The organism is Xanthobacter sp. DMC47 (genome assembly GCF_056313845.1).
The window spans coordinates 2,468,266-2,487,770 of the sequence record NZ_JBQUZM010000001.1; the positions used below are offsets into that span (position 1 = coordinate 2,468,266).

Consider the following 19,505-nt stretch of genomic DNA (forward strand, 5'->3'; position numbering starts at 1 on the left):
GCATTCGGCCGGGCCCTAATAGAGCCCCGTCAGGAACGGCCCGAGCACCGCCAGCACCACCACCACCGCCAGCGGCGGCACCTTCCACACCGTGAGCAGCAGGAAGCCGGTGACGGCGGCGGCGAAATCCATCGGCCGCAGCACGGCGCCGGTGAAGACCGGGGTGTAGAGCGCGGCGCCGAGGATGCCCACCACCGCCGCGTTGGCCCCGCGCATGGCGGCCTGCGCCAGCGGCATGCCGCGCAACGTGCTCCAGAAGGGCAGCGTGCCCGTCACCAGCAACAGGCCGGGCAGGAACACCGCCACCAGCGCCACCGCGGCGCCCGTCACCCCGCCGGCGGGCGGTGCCATCACCGCGCCGAGCCAGGCGGCGAAGGTGAAGAGCGGGCCGGGCACCGCCTGGGCGAGGCCGTAGCCGGCGAGGAACTGGCTGGGCAGCACCCAGCCTGTCGTCACCACCTCGGCCTGCAGCAGCGGCAGCACCACATGGCCGCCGCCGAACACGAGCGCGCCCGAGCGGTAGAAGGAATCGAACACCCCGATATAGGGCGATGCCGCCTTGAAGAGGGGCGGCAGCACCAGCAACAGGGCGAAGATCGCGAGCAGGATCGCGCCCGTCCGCCGCTTGAGCGGCACCGGCAGATGGCTCGGGGCCGCCGTCGCGGTTGCACCCTCGTCCCGGCAGAGGAACAGCCCGGCCATCGCGCCCATGATGATGGCCGCCACCTGCCCAAAGCTGCCCGCCGCCAGCGTGACCATGACGATGGCACTGAGCGCGATGCCGGCGCGGGGCTGATCGGGGGTCAGCGTGCGCGCCATGCCCCACACCGCCTGCGCCACCACGGCGACGGCGACCAGCTTGAGGCCGTGCAGGATGCCGCCGATGACGCCGCCGGTGAGGGCGGTAACGCCCATGTAGGAGGACAGGAGCGCGAGGGCGGCGAGCAGGAGCGCCGAGGGCAGGGTGAAGCCCGCCCAGGCGGCCAGCCCGCCGAGAAAGCCGCCGCCCCGGATCAGCCCAAGGGCAAAGCCGAGCTGGCTGGAGGCCGGGCCGGGCAGGAACTGGCAGAGCGCCACGAGGTCGGCATAGCCCTCGTCATCGATCCAGCGGCGCCGCTCCACCAGCTCGGCGCGGAAATAGCCGAGATGGGCGATGGGTCCGCCGAAGGAGATGAGCCCGAGCTTGAGGAAGGCGCGGAACACCTCGCCGGGGGAGCCCGCCGAACGATCTTCCGGCGTCTCGACCGCTTCATCTGCCATGTTCAGCCCCCGATCCGTGGCGGTCTGGATGTCATCGCCGCCGTGGCCGGTCAAGCGTGCCGCAACGGCCAAGAAAAAGCCCGCCTCCGAAGAGGCGGGCAGCTGGGGAGGACAGGTACCGCGCGCGGCGGACGGAGGCTCAGGCCACCGCCTTGACGCCGGGGGCGGTGGAGATCAGGCCCTCGTCGAACTCGTCTTCCAGCGAGATGGGCTCGCCGTCGAGCACGCGCAGGAGCTTGGCCTTGTCCAGCTCGCCTTCCCAGCGGGCGACCACGATGGTGGCCACCGCGTTGCCGACGAAGTTGGTGAGCGCGCGGCACTCGGACATGAAGCGGTCGATGCCGAGGATGAGGGCGAGGCCCGCCACCGGAACCGACGGCACCACCGAGAGCGTGGCCGCCAGCGTGATGAAGCCGGCGCCGGTGATGCCCGCCGCGCCCTTGGACGACAGCATCGCGACCAGCAGCAGCAGGATCTGCTCTTCGAGGGAGAGATGGATGCCGGTGGCCTGGGCGATGAAGAGCGCCGCCAGCGTCATGTAGATGTTGGTGCCGTCGAGGTTGAACGAATAGCCCGTGGGGATCACGAGGCCGACCACCGACTTGGCGCAGCCGGCGCGCTCCATCTTCAGCATCAGGCCGGGCAGGGCCGCTTCCGAGGAGGAGGTGCCCAGCACGAGGAGCAGTTCCTCGCGGATGTAGCGCAGGAGCTTCCACAGGGAGAAGCCGTTGTAGCGCGCCACCAGGCCCAGCACGATGAACACGAACAGGAAGGCGGTCAGGTAGAAGGTGGCGATCAGGAAGGCGAGGTTCTTCACCGAGCCGATGCCGTACTTGCCGATGGTGAAGGCCATGGCGCCGAACGCGCCGATGGGCGCCGCCTTCATGACGATGGCCACCAGCCGGAACATGGCATGCGAGGCGGAGGTGAGCACCTTGAGCACCGGCGTGCCGAGATCGCCCACGCCGCCGAGCGCGATGCCGAACAGCACGGCGAAGAACAGCACCTGCAGGATGTCGCCATTGGCCATGGCCGACACCGGCGTCGCCGGGATGATGTCCATCAGGAAACCGATGATGGAGGCATCGTGCGCCTTCGCCGCATAGGTGGCGACGGCCTTGGGATCCAGCGTCTTGGGATCGATGTTGAGCCCGGCGCCGGGCTGCACCACGTTCGCCACGATGAGGCCGATGATGAGGGCCAGCGTGGAGAAGGTGAGGAAGTAGATCATGGCCTTGCCGGCCACGCGGCCGACCTTGCCCATGTCGCGCATGCCGGCGATGCCGGTGACGACGGTGAGGAAGATGACCGGCGCGATCACCATCTTCACCAGCTTGATGAAGGCGTCGCCCAGCGGCTTCAGGCTGGCGCCGAAGTCCGGATAGAAATGGCCCAGCAGCGAGCCGGCGATGATCGCCACGATCACCTGGAAATAGAGGTGATGGTAGAACTTGCGCGGGTAATGATGGGGCGCGGGATGCGCCGGAATCGCGTGGGCCATCTCAGACCTTCCTCCGCCGGGCTCTTGGTGCCTCTTTCAGCCGGATGGCCTGGACACTTCGGGACCGGATGCTTCGTTAAGGGCCGGCGCAGCGCGCCGCTCGACCTCTCCCCCTGCGCAAGGCGCATGCCAGTTCCGAGCCTGGCGCGGGACGCAGGCAACAGGCTGATTCGCAATCCTTTTTCCGTGCGGCTCCGCTGCGCCCCTCGACACCGCGTGCGGTGAGGCGCACATTGCCGGCAGAGCCTGTGCGGAAATCCGCACACGAGGAGAAGCCTGCCTTGGCCGAGCCGGGCATTGAATCGGGTCCCGAGCGCCCCTCCCGCCGCCGCCTGCTGACCGTGGGCGGCGCGGCGCTGGCCGCGCTGGCGCTGATGGTCGCGCTCGACCGGGTGGCGGACTATGCCGCACGCCGCTGGGCGGTGGCGCAGGTGGCGGCCTCCGCCGAGACGGCAGCGGCGCTCCGGGTCGCGGTGCTGCGCAGCGAGGTGGACAAGCAGCGATCCCTGCCGGTGGTGCTGGCGCAGGACCCGGAGGTGCGGGGCGCGCTGGAGGCGCCGGACACGGCCCGCTTCGACGCCCTGGACCGGCGGCTCGATGCCCTGGCGGAGGACGCGCGCACCGGCGTCATCTATCTCATCGATGCCGAGGGCCACACGGTCGCGGCCAGCAACTACCGCACCCCGGAGAGCTTTCTCGGCTCCGACTACGGCTTCCGGCCCTATTTCCGCAACGCGCTGGCCGAGGGGCGGGCCGAGCATTTCGCCTTCGGGACCGTGAGCCGGAAACCCGGCCTCTATCTGGCGCAGCGCGTGGAGGCGCAGGGCCGGGTGCTGGGCGTCCTCGTGCTGAAGGCCGAGTTCGACGGGCTGGAGGCCGAATGGCGGCGCTTCGCCGAGCCCACCTTCGTCACCGACGAACGGCACATCGTGCTCATTGCCTCGGAGCCCGACTTCCGCTTCCGCACCACCGTGCCGCTCGATCCCGTAGAGCGCGATGCCATCCGCGAGAGCCTGCAATTCGGCGATTCCCCCCTGAACCGGCTTGATCTCGGCCCCTCGCCCGAGGCGGGCGGGGTGCTGCGCCTGCGCCTGCCCGGCCGCAGCACGGCGCAGGATTTCGTGGCCGTGGACATGCCGGTGCCCTCCACCAGCTGGACGCTCACCGTGCTCGCGCCCACCGCCGCCACCACGCGCCTTGCCACCACGGCGGCGCGGGCCTCGGCGGCGCTCGCCGGCGTCATCGGCCTCGGCTCCGCGGGCGTGTGGTGGACCCGCCGGCGCCGCCGCGCCCGGGCGCTGGCGCTGGAGGCCGAGGCCCGGCGGGCGCTGGAGGCCCGCGTGGTCGAGCGCACGGCGGAGCTTTCCGCCGCCAATGCGCAACTGGTGACGGAGATGGAGGAGCGCCGCCGCGCCCGCCTCGCCTTCGATGCCCTGCAGGACGAGCTGGTGCAGGCCTCCAAGCTCGCCGTGCTCGGCCAGATCGCCGCCGGCGTCGCCCATGAGGTGAACCAGCCGGTGGCCGCCATCCGCACCTTCGCGGAGAATTCCCGCGCCTTCCTCGATCGCGGCGAGCCGGCCGCTGCCGCCGCCAATCTCGACACCATCGCGGCGCTGACGGAGCGCATCGGCGCCATCACCGGGGAATTGCGCGCCTTCGCCCGCAAATCCACCGCGCGCATCGAGCCGGTGGCGCTGGCCCCGGCCATCGACGGCGCGCTGCTGCTCATGCGCTACCGCCTGCTGCAGACCGACATCGCCCTCGCGCTCGACATCGACCAGCCGGACGTTGCGGTGACCGGCGACCGCATGCGCCTCGAGCAGGTGCTGGTGAACCTGATCCAGAACGCGGCCGAGGCCATCGGCACACGGCGCGACGGGGAAATCCGAATCCGCGTGGAGACCCGGCCGGACACGGTGGTGGTCACCGTCGCCGACAACGGCCCGGGCCTGCCGGAGGAGATGCTGGGCGCGCTGTTCCTGCCCTTCACCACCACCAAGCCGCAGGGGCTGGGGCTGGGCCTCGTCATCTCCAAGGACATCATCGCCGAGTGCGGCGGCACCCTGAAGGTGGAGAACAGCGGCGGCGCCGTCTTCACCATCACCCTGCCCCGCGCGACAGGAGCCGGCACCGCATGACAGGACTTCCCGTGGACGTGGCCTTCATCGACGACGACGCGGTGCTGCGCGCGGCCAATGTGCAGGCGCTCATGCTCGCCGGCCTCACCGTCGCCGGCTACGGCTCGGCGCTGGAGGCGCTGGAGGTGATCGACGCGGACTTCCCCGGCGTCGTCGTCACCGACGTGCGCATGCCGCGCATCGACGGGCTGGAGCTGTTCCGCCGGCTGAAGGCGCGCGATCCCGATTTGCCGGTGATCCTCGTCACCGGCCACGGCGACATCGCCATGGCGGTGGATGCCATGCGCGAGGGCGCCTACGACTTCCTCGCCAAGCCCTATGCCTCCGAGCGGCTGGTGGCCAGCATCCGCCATGCGCTCGACCGCCGCCGGCTGGTGCTGGAAAACCGCGAGCTGAAGCGCGCCGTCGCCACCACGCAGGACGACCTGCCCCTGCTCGGCACCAGCGCGGTGATGGCGCGTCTGCGTCAGATGCTGCGCCAGATCGCCGATGCCGACGTGGACGTGCTGGTGGAGGGCGAGACCGGCTCCGGCAAGGAGGTGGTCGCGACCGCCCTCCACCGCTGGAGCCGCCGCGCCACCCGCCCGCTCGTCGCGGTCAATTGCGGCGCCCTGCCGGAGACGGTGATCGAGAGCGAACTCTTCGGCTACGAGGCCGGCGCCTTCACGGGCGCGGTCAAGAAGCGGGTGGGGCGCATCGAACACGCCCATGGCGGCACGCTCTTCCTCGATGAGATCGAGGCCATGTCGCCGGCCCTCCAGGTAAAGCTGCTGCGCGTGCTGGAGGCGCGCGAGATCGCCCCGCTGGGCACCAACGAGACGCGCCGGGTGGACATCCGCGTGGTGGCCGCCTCCAAGGTGGACCTGCCGGCGCTGGTGCGGCAGGGCAGCTTCCGCGAGGATCTCTATTACCGCCTGCACGTCGCGTCCGTGCGCATCCCCGCGCTGCGCGACCGGCGGGGCGACGTGCCGCTGCTGTTCGGCCACTTCCTCGCCCGCGCCGCCGAGCGCTTCAACCGTGCCCCGCCGGAGCTGGACGCTGGCGTCTTGCGCCATCTCGCCGAGCATGACTGGCCGGGCAACGTGCGCGAGCTGGTGCATTATGCCGAGCGCGTGGCGCTGGGGCTGGTGGAGCCCGAAGCGGCCTCCGTTCCGGCCGACGCCGGCGGCGGCAAGGGCACCCTGCCGGAGCGGGTGGATGCCTTCGAGGCGCAGGAGATCCGCGCCGCGCTGGAAGCCAACAAGGGGGATGTGCAGGCCACGGTGGCCGCCCTCGGCATCCCCCGCAAGACCTTCTATGACAAGCTCCGCCGCCACGGCATCGATCAGGCCGCCTATCGCGGGCGATGAGGGGATGGAGTGGTGAGGCCATTGCCCCGACACCGGGAGCCCCCTGGGGGGCGTGTCATCCCCCGGCTCGCCCGGGGGATCCACCCCGCCCCTTGTCCGGTGCCGGAAGACCAGCACCCCTCTCGCCCTGGGGTGGATCGCCCGCACAAGGCGGGCGATGACGTTTGGGAGTAGACGGGATCGCGCGAGCGATGAAGGATGAAGGTTGCGAAGAGGCCGTGAGGCCCGCCGCCCCTATCCCAGCTCGAACGTGGTGATGCCGAAGATGCGGTTGAGCGGCAGCTCCGGCCCTGCGCCCCGATACATGCGGCCGGTCTCGAACACCGGGGCGAGGCCTGCCCCCTCCGCGAGGGCGCGGGCGGCGGGGTTGGGATCGGGGATGTCGAGGAACACCTGATCGCCCGCGGCCGTTCGCGCGAGGGTGGAGAAGAGCGCGCCGGCCACCGCCGCATCGTCGGCGAAGAGCGGGCCGATCTTCCATCCCGTCCGGCAGCGGCGGATGACGCCGTATCCCTTCACTGCACCGTCCTGAACGAAGACGCAGGCCCGTCCCTGTGGCGGCGCGAGCCAGGCCTTCAGGAAATCCGGCCGGTGAAAGCCGAAGCAGGCGCGGTCCAGCGCTTCGATGGCGGGAAGATGCGCGGGGGTGATGTCCACCACCCGAGCGTCGGGCGGGGCCTCAGGCGCCATGCCGCCGAAACGGAAATTGGCGTAGGCGCGCTTAAAGCCGTCGCGCGCGTAGGTGGCCTGCTGCTCCACCACCGCATCGAGCCCCACAGGGCCGTCGAGGGTGCGGAAGGCGTCCTGCCACAGCGCGAGGCCGTGGCCTTCGCCGCGCAGGTCCGGGCGGCAGATGTAGAAGCCGACGAAGGCGAAGCCGCCCGCATAGCGCGTCGCCGAGATGACCGCGGCGAGGGCGCCGTCGAGGAAGAGGCCGCGGAAGGCGTGCGCATCCTGCGCGAGGAAGGCGGCGGCGTCGGCGAGGCCGGGATTCCAGCCCTCGCGGGCGGCCCAGTCCACGGCGATGTCCACCTCGTCGGCGGTGAGGGTGCGGATCGTCTGGCTCATCGGAGGTCCAGCACACGGTTGGCGGAATCCACCGCGCGCACACGGCAATCTTTGTGCGTGCGCGCGGTCTGGTCCAGCGCGATGGCGATGTTGGGCGCGAGGTTCTGGACCACCATCACGGTGGTCCATTCGCCGGTGCGTCCCTGAACCTGGATGCGCGCCTGGTCCATGGCCCGTCTCTACTCCGGGTCTGCCGGGAGAGGCGGGGGCAGGTCGCGGGCGACGGTTTCGAGGAAGCCGGCGAGGTCTTCCGTGACGTGGTTCACGTAGGCGTCCTCGCGGCCTTCGAACTCCCAGCTCTCGCGGGCCGCTACCGTCTGTCCGGGCGGCACCACCAGCACCGTCACCATGCCGAGGCGGTGGGGCACCTCCAGATTGCGGGCGAGATCCTCGAACATGGCGGCGCGGGTCGCCTCCACCCCGTGGGCGCGCAGGAAGCGCTCGTAGGCTTCCTCGGTGGGCTTGGGATGGAATTCGGCGGCCACGATGTCGTGGACGGCGGTGAAGTGCGCATCCATGCCGAGCTTTTCCAGCACGTTGCGGGCGTGGCGCTCGGAGCCATTGGTGTAGACCAGCTTCTGCCCCGGCAGCGCCTCGATGGCGGCGGCGAGGCGGGGGGAGGCGTCGAGGGTGGAGAGGTCCACGTCGTGGACATGGGCGAGGAAGGCCGCCGGCTCCACCCCGTGCTCGATCATCAGCCCGCGCAGGGAGGTGCCGTAGCGCCGGTAATAGTCCTTCTGGATGCGGAACGCCTCCTCGGGCGCGATGCCGAGGAGGTCGGAGATATACGCCTTCATCCGGGCGTCGATCTGGCCCCAGAGGTCGTGCTGGGCGGGATAGAGGGTGTTGTCGAGGTCGAACACCCAGGTGTCGACGCGATCGAAATCCGACGATGAAAGCGCCGCGGGGGAGGGGGAGATCATCGCCGGACCATGCCTCAGAACGGGCCGCGGGAATAGATGTCGGAGAGCATGCCCTCGATCTCGCTGATACGGGCCTGGTAGGAGGCGGAGATGCAGGCGGCGTCGCCCTTGCAGCTCGCGCGCTGCACCAGCCAGGCGCGCTGGTCGTCCTGGATCATGCCGCGCTGGCCCATGCCGACCATCTTGGTGATGACGCCGTAGAGCGTCGCCATCTTCACGTCGAGCTGGGCGAGGTCGCAGCTCTTGCAGATGGCCACCTCGTCGGGCGCCGTCACGCCGTTGCAGGAAAAGCTGGCGGCGGAGGCGGGGACGATCAGCGCGGTGGCGAGCGTGGCGGCGAGAAGAGCGGATGTCAGGCGCATGGATTTCTCCCGGGAGGCATCAGTCGGCGGCGGGGCGGATGGTGTCGCCGACCGCGACCCGGCCGGAGCGCACCACCTTGGCATAGATACCGCAGTCAGCGTGGCCGTAGGCGGAAACGAGGCCCTTCACCACATTGAGGTCGCGGGAGGCGGTCGAAGGGTTCACGTTCACCGCCGCGCAGCGCTCGGTGCGCTTGAGGATGGCGATGCGCGCCGTGCCCACATCGAGCCGAGCACCCGACAGCTCCAGCTCGGCGCCCGCCGGCCAGCCTTCCAGATGGAGGTTCATGCGGAAGCGGCGGGGGTCCAGCTCCGCCTCCATGCGCGTGCCGAGATCGCGCACGCTTTCGAGGTTGAGCAAAGAGAGGAAGCCGGAGCGCAGCGAATCGGTGAAGCGGAAGCCCTCCGGCGCGGTGAGCAGCTTCAGCGGGCCGCGTGCTTCCTCGCCCATATAGAAGGTGAGGAAGGCCTCCACCTCCGCGCGGCCCTCGGGTGTCGCAAGGTTGGCCGCCACCACCTCATGCCCGTCGAGGGAAAGCGTGAGCGTTCCCGTCGCCGCGTCATAGCGCGAAGCGAGCGCGGCGAGGCGGGCGTCCCGCATCAGCATCAGGAAGGCGGTCTTCTGCCGGTAGGAGGGATCGGCGGGATCGAAGCCGCTGGGGCCGTTCTCCACCGCATAGAGGCGATCGTTGGGAAAGAAGGCGCCGGCGGTCAGCTCCACGGCGTCGAGCGCCTCGGGGGAGAGGCCCTTCACCGGATGGCGGTAGAGGGCGGTGACGGTGGCGGGGGGCAGCGCGGCCGCCGGAATGGCGGAGGTCGAGGCGGCGGACGACACAGGCATGCGGGGCGCTCCTTCGGGTCCGGAGGCCCTCGCGTCCCATGCCCCGCCGGCCCGGTCAAGGCCGGTGAAAATTTCGCCTGGATCAAGGCGATGGCGGCGTGCCTGACCTAACGTTGGGGTCTCGGAAGGGGGTGGCGGCGCGGTCTGGCCCGGCCGGCTCGAAATCGTTCCGTCACCCCCTTCCGTTGCAGCGGGGCCACACCCACATGAGGCACGGCGCAGGTTTGTTCCGCCTGTGCGACGGTAGCCGGGGATGCCGGGACCGTGTCCCGCCGCGCCCCCTATGCTTCTTGAGAAGGTATCGGGCGCGGGAAGGAGGAGAGACAGATGAATTTTGAGATCTATACCGAGCGCGCGCGGGGCTTCGTCCAGTCCGCCCAGTCGCTGGCGGTGCGGGAGGGCAACCAGCAGTTCACGCCGGAGCATCTCCTGAAGGTGCTGATGGACGATCCGGAGGGCCTGTGCTCGGGCCTCATCCAGCGCGCGGGCGGCAATCCCGTGCTGGTGCGCGCCGAGGTGGAAGCGGCGCTGAAGAAGCTGCCGAAGGTGTCGGGCGGCTCGGGACAGGTGTATGTGTCCCAGCAACTCGCCAAGGTGTTCGAGACCGCCGAGCAGGCGGCGAAGAAGGCGGGTGACGGCTACGTCACCGTCGAGCGGATGCTGCTTGCCCTCGCCATCGAGAAGGACACCGACGCCGGCAAGATGCTGGCGAAGGCGGGCGTGACCCCGCAGACCCTGAACGCGGCCATCGAGGCCCTGCGCAAGGGCCGCACCGCGGATACCGCCACCGCCGAGAACGCCTATGACGCGTTGAAGAAATATGCCCGCGACCTCACCCAGGCCGTGCGGGACGGCAAGCTCGACCCGGTCATCGGCCGCGACGAGGAGATCCGCCGCACCATCCAGGTTCTGGCACGGCGCACCAAGAACAACCCCGTGCTCATCGGCGAGCCCGGCGTCGGTAAGACCGCCATCGTGGAGGGTCTCGCCCGCCGCATCGTGGACGGCGACGTGCCCGAGAGCCTGAAGGACAAGAGCCTTCTCTCCCTCGACATGGGCTCCCTCATCGCCGGCGCGAAGTATCGCGGCGAGTTCGAGGAGCGCCTGAAGAGCGTGCTCTCCGAAGTCGAGGCGGCCGAGGGCGGCATCATCCTGTTCATCGACGAGATGCACACCCTGGTCGGCGCCGGCAAGACCGACGGCGCCATGGATGCGTCCAATTTGCTGAAGCCCGCCCTGGCCCGCGGCGAACTGCACTGCGTCGGCGCGACCACGCTGGACGAGTATCGCAAGCACGTGGAGAAGGACGCGGCGCTGGCCCGTCGTTTCCAGCCCGTCTTCGTCTCCGAGCCCACGGTGGAGGATACCGTCTCCATCCTGCGCGGCCTGAAGGAGAAGTACGAGCTGCACCACGGCGTGCGCATCACCGACTCGGCGCTGGTCTCGGCGGCGGTTCTCTCGAACCGCTACATCACCGACCGCTTTCTGCCCGACAAGGCCATCGACCTTGTGGACGAGGCGGCCTCGCGCCTGCGCATGCAGGTGGATTCCAAGCCGGAGGAGCTGGACAGCCTCGACCGCGAGATCATGCGCCGCAAGATCGAGCAGGAGGCCCTGAAGAAGGAGACCGACAGCGCCTCCCGCGACCGCCTGAAGCGGTCCGAGAAGGAGCTGGCGGACCTGGAGGAGAAGGCCTCCGTCCTCACCTCCAAGTGGAAGTCCGAGAAGGAGAAGCTGGGCGAGGCGACCACCGTCAAGGCCAAGCTCGACCAGGCGCGCGCCGACCTCGCCTCCGCGCAGCGGCAGGGCGAATACCAGAAGGCCGGCGAGCTGACCTATTCGGTCATCCCGGAGCTGGAGAAGAAGCTCGCCGACATCGAGAAGGCGGGCGCGGCCGGCGGCATGGTGGAAGAGGCGGTGACGCCCAGCCACATCGCCGGCGTCGTCTCCCGCTGGACCGGCGTGCCGGTGGACAAGATGCTCGAGGGCGAGCGCGAGAAGCTGCTGCGCATGGAGCTGGAGCTGGCGAAGCGCGTGGTGGGCCAGTCGGAGGCTGTGGCCGCCGTTTCCACCGCCGTGCGCCGCGCCCGCGCCGGCCTGCAGGACCCGAACCGGCCCATCGGCTCGTTCCTTTTCCTCGGCCCCACGGGCGTCGGCAAGACGGAGCTGACCAAGGCGCTGGCCGAGTTCCTGTTCGACGACGAGACGGCGATGGTGCGCATCGACATGTCGGAATACATGGAGAAGCACTCCGTGAGCCGGCTGATCGGCGCCCCTCCCGGCTATGTGGGCTATGACGAGGGCGGTGCCCTCACCGAAGCCGTGCGGCGCCGGCCCTATCAGGTGGTGCTGTTCGACGAGGTGGAGAAGGCGCATCCGGACGTGTTCAACGTCCTCCTGCAGGTGCTCGACGACGGGCGTCTGACGGACGGACAGGGCCGCACGGTGGACTTCCGCAACGTGCTCATCGTCATGACCTCGAACCTCGGTGCCGAATTCCTCGCCGATCCGCGCCAGCCCATGGGCTTCAAGGTGCCGGGCCATGCGGGCGACGAGGTGGTGTCCGACGAGGAGGCCTACGACATGGTGATGGGGGCCGTGCGGCGTCACTTCCGCCCGGAATTCATCAACCGGATCGATGAGATCGTCATGTTCCACCGCCTGAAGCGGGACCAGATGGACCACATCGTGGACATCCAGCTGGGCCGGCTGCGCAAGCTCCTGGAGGATCGCAAGATCACCATCGAGCTCTCCCCCGAGGCGCGCAGCTTCCTCGCCGAAAAGGGCTACGACCCGGCCTATGGCGCGCGCCCCCTGAAGCGCACCATCCAGAAGCTGGTGCAGGACCCCCTCGCCGAGAAGATCCTCGGCGGCGAAATCCTCGACGGCGCCAAGGTGACCGTGGGTCTGGCCGACGGCCACCTGACCTTCGCCAGCGAGGCGGCGAAGGTGGATCAGGCGGCCTGAGGGTTAGGGTTTAGGGTGTGAGGACGGACCCCCGGCGTGGATGCGCCGGGGGTTTTAATGGATCATGATGTTGGGGGTCAAAGACATCATGCGATCCGGACGGTTTCCCTTAATCCGTTGATGAGGATTACAGGATGGGATCAGTTTCCTATCTAGAGCTAAGAAAGATTGTATATCTTGATCCACAGGCCGTTGATGGTCGGTCGATACTGATTATGCCATTCTGGGATGGGTTCGAATGGCATCTATGGACCGAGGCGCCGCCCGGTTCTATTATAAAGCTGCAAATTGTTGACGCAGTACATTCTAATTACATTGCGAAAGAGCCTGCTACCAAGTCTGATATTTATATAGAATTCATTGATTTAATGTGGCAAAGGGCGACTTGGCCTGAAATAAACAAATTAATGTTTGGCATACAGGATGATTTTCATCTTCTTGCGACTAGCTTATGCAAATTAAGACATTTCTTCGATAAGAAGGATGTAATAGATTCAAGCATTATTAGTTCGTTCGTTAAGTCAGAACTCGAGTATATAGTGACTGTGTCAAGATCGGTATTTGATCTGATCCAGGAAGCTATAGCTTTTTTGTGGAATAATCGCATCACGTTGAGCGATTTAGAACGGGACGCGATCAAGCGGCGTCACAAATTGCCAGATAAATTTACAAAAACTGCCATCCGCGAGCGGGGCGCGGCGAAAACTGTTGAGGAATTAACTGATAAATACGCAATTCCCGCTTCGTTGGCCGAGGAATATCACAGGTTATCGCCATTCTACGTGTCTCTTTTGAGAATTCGCGATAAAATAATTCATGGGGGCGGAAGTGTTGAGACCGTTTTTGCGACAGAAAAGGGCTTTTGCGTAGATCCAAAAGCGCCGGCATTCTCAGAATTTTTATGGACCGATGAGCATAGATACAACGAAAATCTGGTCTCTTTAATTCCTTGGATTGCGAATATCATATTCGGAACTATCGACGCTTGTAACCGGATCGTGGGTTCTTTTGCCTCGATGATCGCTATGCCGCGCGAAATGGCGCCCGGCTACCGCGTTTTTATTCGTGATCCGGCGAATGTTGGCCTCTTGCAACTTGCTAATGTCATTAATGAAAAGCGGTTTTGGTGGTCAGATATGACGACAGCGGCCTAGATCCTTGCTTCACAGATGAGAGACCTTTCTCTTTTATATGACGAAGGCAAGAATTCCGGACCCATGACCATCCCCCTCGACCTCCAGCACGCCACCGAAGAGTTCGACCGCTTCCTCGCCGACGCGCGGGACACGGCCGGGCTTGCCACGCGCAATCAGACCTACACCATGGTGGAGGGGGTTCTGGTGGTGTTCCGGCGGCGGCTGTCGGTGGAGGAGGCGATCCGCTTTGCGGGGGTGCTGCCGCCCGTGCTGCGGGCCATCTTCGTGGCGGACTGGGACACGGCGGAGCCGCGTCGGCCGTTTGCGGATCGGGAGACGATGACGGCGGAGGTGCAGGACCTGCGCCGGCACCACAATTTCGCGCCGGCCTCGGCTATCGCCGACGTGGCGGCGGCGCTGCGGCGGAACATGGACGCGGACAAGCTCGATCGCGTCCTCGCCACCCTGCCCGAAGGCGCCGCCGACTTCTGGAAAGCCTGACGCCTACTTCCCCCGTGCCGCCTGCACCAGCTCTTCCGCCCGCTTCACCGCGCCGGCGAAGAACGGCAGTCCCGGCGCGGCCTTGACGAAGCAGGCGCGGAAGGCGTCGCCGCCGGCCTCGCGGACCTGTTCGGCCTGCTTCCAGCGCGGGTCTTCGTCGTTGCGGGTCTTGCCGGCGGCGTCTTCCAGCTTGGTGGCCTTGGCGTTGGCCTCTTTCCAGATGGCTTCGCAGGCCGGCAGGGGCTTGATGCTGGCCTTCAGATCCGCAGTGCCCACCACAACGTGGCCGTCGCCGATGCGGGTGAAGACGATGCTGCTGGGCGGGTCGTTCTGCTGGCCCGACTGGGTGAAGAGGCCGAGGGCGGCGGTGACGCTCTCGCCGTCGCCGGCCGTCACCGGCAGGTCCATGTATTTGATGAAGGCGGCATCCGTGCCCAGCACGGCGAAATAGAAGGGCTCCGTGCCCATGGCCCCCTTGAGGCCGAGGCGCAGCTCGGGCGCGGCGTCCTCCTCCTTGGCGCGGGCGGCTAGCCACTGGGTGAAGACGGGCTCGGGGGAGGCGAAATAGCGGGTGGTGAGGTTGGCGCCGGAGAAGAGGAGGCCGTCCGGCTCCTTGGATTCCAGAAATTCCGGGTTGAGCGAGGAGGGCATGAAGATGGGCTTCTTCTGCGTGCCCTTGAAGCTGAGCGGCCCGAGGAGGGCGAGCATCCGCTTTTCCAGATCCTTCAGCAGCGGCCCACTGAGCTTGTCGATGTCGCCGTCGCTCTTGCCCGCCTTCACGGCGGCGGCCACCTCCGCCTCGGCCCGGGTGTGGGCGGCGATGTAGTCGTCCGCCCCATCCGCATGGGCCGCCGCCGGCGCGGCGAGAAGTCCCGCGAGCAGCACCGCAGCCAGGCGGAGGGAGGAGCATCCGGCGGGGCGGGGGCGCGTCATGGGACTCTCACGGCTAGAAACGACATTGGCGGCGCAATCTGCGCCGCCAATGGTAAAAATCAATGCGTGATGAAGGTAGCCCGCTCACTGCCCGCGCGACGTGGCGAGGAAGGCTTCCGCCTTCTTCACGGCGGCGGCGAAGAAGGGCTGGCCGGGGGCTTCCTTCAAGAAGCAGGCGCGATAGGCGACCGAGCCCTCGTCCTGGATCTTGGTGATCTCTTCCCAGCGCGGATCCTGGTCCTTGTTGTCCTTCTCCACCTGCTTCTGCAGCGCGTCGGCCTTGGTCTTGAAGGGCTGCCAGATGGCGTCGCAGGCGGCGATGGGCTTCACGTCCAGCTTCGTCATGGTCACGCCCACCATGGCCTTGCCGCCGCCCACGCGCACGATGGCGATCTCGTTGGGCGCGGTATTGCCGGCGGGTTCCTCGGTCTGGAGGCCGAGCCAGGCGATGGCGGTCTCGCCCGGCGCGGCGGCCACGGGCAGCTCCACATAGGGCTGATAGTAGCCGCCGTCGAAGGCGATGGCGTTGGTGTAGAACTCGGACGTGCCCGCAGCCTCCTTCAGGCCGGAGGCGAAGGCTTTCGGGGCGTCGGGATCCTTGGCGCGGGCGGCGAGCCAGGCGGTGAAGAGACTGTCGGGCGCCACCACGAGGCGGGTGTTGAAATCCTTGGCGGCGAAAGAGATGCCGTCGAGATCCTTGGCGGGGGTGTTCTCGTCGTAGGTCAGCACCCGCAGGGTATATTGCGGATCGCCGAGGCCCTTGAACTTCACCGGGCCGATGACGACAGTCATGCGCTTGCCGAGGTCCTTGAGCGCGGCTTCCTCGCGCTTGATCACGGCCTCGTCGCCGCTCTTGCCCGCCTTGCCGGCGGCGAGGGAGGCCGCGATGGCCTTGTCGCGGGCGGTCACATAGTCCCCCAGCGGATCGGCGGCGGCGAGGGTGGGAAGCGCGGTGGCGAGGACGAAGGCGCAGGCGAGGGAACGAACCGAACCACGGAAGGGGCCGCTCATGGGGGCAGTCCTCTGGGAGAGAAAGGTTTGGCTTTCAACCGGTCGCAGCGGTAGCTGAACCGTTCCCAAGGTCAAGCTTTGTTTGTGGCGAAGTGCGGCCGTGTTCGCGGCGCCATCCCGCGTGTCCAGCGGTCTTTTGAAGACGGCCGCCCTACCCCGCGCACGACAGGGGAAGGGCGGGCCGTCAGTTGCTGGCGGCGCGGGTCTTGGCAGCGCCGGCGTTCGCCACCTTGGGCGGCACCGGGGCGTGGCTGAGCAGGGCCTCGATGCGCTCCCGCTCCTTCTTGAACTCGGCGAGGAACTTGCCATCCAGCGCCCGGCCGCGGGGCAGGCGGATGCGCATGGGATCGACGAAGTTGCCGTTGATCTTCACTTCGTAGTGCAGATGCGGGCCGGTGGAGAGGCCGGTGTTGCCGAGATAGCCGATGAGCTGGCCCTGGCGCACCGTCACGCCCTCGCGGATGCCGCGGGCGAAGCCCGACTGGTGCGAATAGGTGGTGACGTAGCCGTTGGCGTGCTGGATTTCCGTGTGCTTGCCGTAGCCGGATTTCCAGTTGGCGTAGATGATGGTGCCATTGCCCGCGGCATAGATGGGCGAACCGATGGCATCCGCCCAATCCACGCCCGTGTGCAGCTTGGAATAGCCGAGGATGGGGTGGCGGCGATAGCCGAAGGGCGAGCGCATGATGCCGCCGGCCATGGGCTTTCTGACCAGGAACTTCTTCGCGCTCTTGCCGTCCTCGTCATAATAATCGACGAGGCCGTCGTCCGTGGTCTGGAAGCGGAAGTAGCGCCGCGTTTCCTTGTTCACGGTGAGGGCGGCGTAGAGCACGTCGTTGGAGGCGCCCGGGTCGTCCGAGAACAGCACCTCGAAGCTGTCGCCCGGCTTCACCCGGCGCTGGAAGTCCACGTCGAAGGAATAGACGCGGATGAGGTCGGCGATGACGCTGCGCGGCACGTCGTTGCGCAGGGCGGTCTCGTAGATGCTCTCGTAGAGCCGGATGCCGGGGCCGCCGTCATCCTCGTCCGTATCCTCGGAGACGCCGGCCATCTCGGTCTCGGACGGCTCGGGCACGTTGACGAACTCGTCCTTGTCGGAGAGCGCGACGGTGCCCTCGTGGCCGAGGTCGCTGAAGATGGAGATGCGCAGCGGGCGCACCCGCTTGTTCTCTTCCTGCAGCAGCAGGTGCATGCGCAGGCCGTCCTTCACGGTGCCGTCCCGGCCGCGCTGGAAAGCGGCGGCGGCGGCGCGGGCGTCTTCCTTGGAGACGCCGTTGTCCATGAGGATGGAGACGATGGTGTCGCCCTTCTTCACCACCACCGTGGCATCCGACCAGTCGTTGCCGCCGGAGGTCTCGTCGGAGGTCTTGGGCACGAAGCTGATGTTGTTCGGTGCCACCGGCACCGGCGCATTGGCGGCGCCGGGCGGCGCGTGGGCGGCGGGAACGGCGGAGGCCGGCAGACCCGGCGAGCCGAGCGCGTTGCCGACGCTGGCATAGGAGAGGTAGGGCGACGTCGCGGCCTGGGCCGCCATCTGGGGCGGGAAGCCCGGCTGGCCCGCGACGATGGCGGCGGGCAATCCGCCCTGGCCGGGCTGCACGCGGGTCAGCTCGGCCACCTCGCGCACCTTCACCAGCACGTTTTCCATGGAGGTCGCGGCGCCAAGGCGGGTGCTCGGCGGCAGGCTGGAGATATCGCGCATCACCAGCGTCACCTCGCCGGTGGGCTCGGCCTGGGGCGCGACCTCGTCCTTGCTGGAATCGGCCACGAGCTGGGCCGGGTTGAAGCGGGGGATGTTGGAGGACACCGAGGTGGTGGACATGGCGAGGTTCGCCGCCACCCGGGTGAAGGGCCGGACCTTGATGATCTCGCGGTCACCCATCTTGGTGGCGGTGGAGACGCGGAAGGTCTGGCGGGCGGTGGCGACATCGCCGAGGAGCGACATGCGATCGCCCTTGCGGGCCGAATTGACCGGGCGTTCGCCGACGGCCAGCGCGCCGCGGATGGCGTTGCGCACCTTTTCCGGCATGAGCGCGAAGCGGTGCTCGCCGTCCAGCGCCGCGTAAACGGCGCCGCCCATCAGGAACGAACCACACAAGGCCGTGAGCAGCGTGGCGGCGAACCAGCGCGCGGAGACGCGGCGCCGGTCGATATCCTCTTCATCTCCGTCCACCCCGAGCGGGGGGTCGTCGCCGAGACCGGCAGCGCTCGTGGCGTCGCGCCAGTCCCCGGCTGATCGTCGATGATACAATCTGCGTCCCTCAGCTGCGTGCGCGTGTGCGGCGCACAGGCCGTTACCCGCCAGGGTTTCTGCAAAAACGGTTGCCAACACGTTCGGCGAACAAGACGTTTGGCGAACATGCCTCCCGCCTCACCACCCGTCAATGACGCGGCGCAAATCACGCCCCGTCGGCCCCGTCCGTGGCGGCGCATGTGAGGGTCCGGAGGCGGCAAAAGCATGGCGTCGGCCTTGCCGTTGCGCCGCGCCGCGGTCCCGGCAAGGGACCGCGCATTCAAATCGACACATCCATATACGCGCGCACGCGCGCGAGCGCGATCCGTACGCCCCGGAAGGGCGCGTTGAGAGAGGGCCGGGCCTTTTCGGCGGGGCACTGGCGAAAAAGATCCGGAATTTTTCGGCTGAAGCTTCGCCGACTGCGATTCGATCCGCTCTTGCAGCGCAATATGTCCACAGGCCGAAAATCGTTGCATTGCAACGGGCGGTGGCCCGGTAGGCGGGGATTTGCCCACAGCGTCATACGCGCTTCACGATGGCTGAAAACGGGGGTGTTGACACCGGAAGGGGGTTGCCCCTATAAACCGCCCATCGACGACGCGCTGCCGCCGCCAACTGGACGGATCGACAGCGCGTCTCCGACGCTCCTCACGACTTCACTGATGTGAAGCCGCCGGTTAAAGAGCCGGACGATGGCGCGTCTGTCGGCCCTTCTAGGGCAGGGAAGCTTCTGCTTCCACCGCTGTTTGACATGTATGACAGAAGAAAGAGAAACGTGGACGGCGGAGTCCTTGCGGGGTCTCTTCTGGCAGCGATGCTGGGATTGGCCTGTGAGACTTTGGCGGTCTACGGAACTCCGGACGCTTCTTGTTATCACGCGAGTGATATTGGAGTGTTCGACCTCGTCTAGATGAGTGTAAGTTTCGTAGCGACGCCGGATCAATCTCATACAACTTGAGAGTTTGATCCTGGCTCAGAGCGAACGCTGGCGGCAGGCCTAACACATGCAAGTCGAGCGCCCAGCAATGGGAGCGGCAGACGGGTGAGTAACACGTGGGGATCTACCCAATGGTACGGAATAACCCAGGGAAACTTGGATTAATACCGTATGTGCCCTTCGGGGGAAAGATTTATCGCCATTGGATGAACCCGCGTCGGATTAGCTAGTTGGTGAGGTAAAGGCTCACCAAGGCGACGATCCGTAGCTGGTCTGAGAGGATGATCAGCCACACTGGGACTGAGACACGGCCCAGACTCCTACGGGAGGCAGCAGTGGGGA

The 19,505-nt window shown here is 67.4% G+C and carries 15 protein-coding genes and 1 rRNA gene; 6 read left to right on the forward strand and 10 right to left on the reverse strand.

The window, feature by feature from the left end; all coding sequences use genetic code 11:
* Window positions 1-15: 15 nt before the first annotated feature.
* Complete coding sequence (gene chrA / locus ACT54R_RS11415; RefSeq protein ID WP_476326288.1) at window positions 16-1,260, reverse strand: chromate efflux transporter; 1,245 nt, start codon at window positions 1,258-1,260, stop codon at window positions 16-18.
* A gap of 139 nt (window positions 1,261-1,399) precedes the next feature.
* Window positions 1,400-2,761 (reverse strand): dicarboxylate/amino acid:cation symporter, encoded by a 1,362-nt coding sequence (locus ACT54R_RS11420; RefSeq protein ID WP_476326290.1) that lies wholly within the window; start codon window positions 2,759-2,761, stop codon window positions 1,400-1,402.
* A gap of 281 nt (window positions 2,762-3,042) precedes the next feature.
* On the opposite strand from ACT54R_RS11420, the gene ACT54R_RS11425 reads away from it, so the two are divergent.
* A complete protein-coding gene (locus ACT54R_RS11425; RefSeq protein WP_476326292.1) occupies window positions 3,043-4,899 on the forward strand; it encodes a sensor histidine kinase in 1,857 nt (618 codons plus the stop codon).
* Window positions 4,896-6,248, forward strand: coding sequence for a sigma-54-dependent transcriptional regulator (locus ACT54R_RS11430; RefSeq protein ID WP_476326294.1), 1,353 nt, complete (start codon window positions 4,896-4,898; stop codon window positions 6,246-6,248). The genes ACT54R_RS11425 and ACT54R_RS11430 overlap by 4 nt, the downstream gene beginning before the upstream one ends.
* A 234-nt stretch (window positions 6,249-6,482) precedes the next feature.
* Here the strand turns inward: ACT54R_RS11430 and ACT54R_RS11435 are convergent, their stop codons facing one another.
* From ACT54R_RS11435 to ACT54R_RS11455, 5 genes are read right to left on the reverse strand one after another with little or no spacing between them, the layout of a single operon-like run.
* On the reverse strand, window positions 6,483-7,316 hold the full coding sequence (locus ACT54R_RS11435; protein WP_476326295.1) for a GNAT family N-acetyltransferase: 834 nt from the start codon (window positions 7,314-7,316) through the stop codon (window positions 6,483-6,485).
* Window positions 7,313-7,486: a hypothetical protein gene (locus ACT54R_RS11440; RefSeq protein WP_476326297.1), complete on the reverse strand. Its 174-nt coding sequence runs from the start codon at window positions 7,484-7,486 to the stop codon at window positions 7,313-7,315. Before ACT54R_RS11440 ends, ACT54R_RS11435 begins: the two co-directional genes overlap by 4 nt.
* Window positions 7,487-7,495: 9 nt before the next feature.
* Window positions 7,496-8,239, reverse strand: a complete 744-nt coding sequence (locus tag ACT54R_RS11445) for a pyrimidine 5'-nucleotidase (RefSeq protein WP_476326299.1) — start codon at window positions 8,237-8,239, stop codon at window positions 7,496-7,498.
* A 14-nt stretch (window positions 8,240-8,253) separates the two neighbouring features.
* Complete coding sequence (locus tag ACT54R_RS11450; RefSeq protein ID WP_476326301.1) at window positions 8,254-8,601, reverse strand: lysozyme inhibitor LprI family protein; 348 nt, start codon at window positions 8,599-8,601, stop codon at window positions 8,254-8,256.
* A gap of 19 nt (window positions 8,602-8,620) precedes the next feature.
* On the reverse strand, window positions 8,621-9,442 hold the full coding sequence (locus ACT54R_RS11455; RefSeq protein WP_476326303.1) for an MOSC domain-containing protein: 822 nt from the start codon (window positions 9,440-9,442) through the stop codon (window positions 8,621-8,623).
* Between the two features lie 327 nt (window positions 9,443-9,769).
* Between ACT54R_RS11455 and clpB the strand changes: the two genes are divergently transcribed.
* The 3 genes from clpB to ACT54R_RS11470 all read left to right on the forward strand — a co-directional run bounded on the left by clpB (window position 9,770) and on the right by ACT54R_RS11470 (window position 14,046).
* Window positions 9,770-12,409, forward strand: coding sequence for an ATP-dependent chaperone ClpB (gene clpB / locus ACT54R_RS11460; protein WP_476326305.1), 2,640 nt, complete (start codon window positions 9,770-9,772; stop codon window positions 12,407-12,409).
* 134 nt (window positions 12,410-12,543) lie between these two features.
* On the forward strand, window positions 12,544-13,563 hold the full coding sequence (locus ACT54R_RS11465; protein WP_476326307.1) for a hypothetical protein: 1,020 nt from the start codon (window positions 12,544-12,546) through the stop codon (window positions 13,561-13,563).
* 63 nt (window positions 13,564-13,626) lie between these two features.
* On the forward strand, window positions 13,627-14,046 hold the full coding sequence (locus tag ACT54R_RS11470) for a DUF2267 domain-containing protein (protein WP_476326309.1): 420 nt from the start codon (window positions 13,627-13,629) through the stop codon (window positions 14,044-14,046).
* 3 nt (window positions 14,047-14,049) lie between these two features.
* Here ACT54R_RS11470 and ACT54R_RS11475 read toward each other — a convergent pair whose 3' ends face one another.
* The 3 genes from ACT54R_RS11475 to ACT54R_RS11485 form a co-directional block, all read right to left on the reverse strand.
* Window positions 14,050-14,979 (reverse strand): hypothetical protein, encoded by a 930-nt coding sequence (locus ACT54R_RS11475; RefSeq protein WP_476326311.1) that lies wholly within the window; start codon window positions 14,977-14,979, stop codon window positions 14,050-14,052.
* 84 nt (window positions 14,980-15,063) lie between these two features.
* Complete coding sequence (locus ACT54R_RS11480; protein ID WP_476326313.1) at window positions 15,064-15,990, reverse strand: hypothetical protein; 927 nt, start codon at window positions 15,988-15,990, stop codon at window positions 15,064-15,066.
* Window positions 15,991-16,174: 184 nt separating this feature from the next.
* Window positions 16,175-18,241 (reverse strand): peptidoglycan DD-metalloendopeptidase family protein, encoded by a 2,067-nt coding sequence (locus tag ACT54R_RS11485; RefSeq protein WP_476326315.1) that lies wholly within the window; start codon window positions 18,239-18,241, stop codon window positions 16,175-16,177.
* 935 nt (window positions 18,242-19,176) lie between these two features.
* On the opposite strand from ACT54R_RS11485, the gene ACT54R_RS11490 reads away from it, so the two are divergent.
* Window positions 19,177-19,505 (forward strand): 16S ribosomal RNA (locus ACT54R_RS11490); the annotation flags it as partial.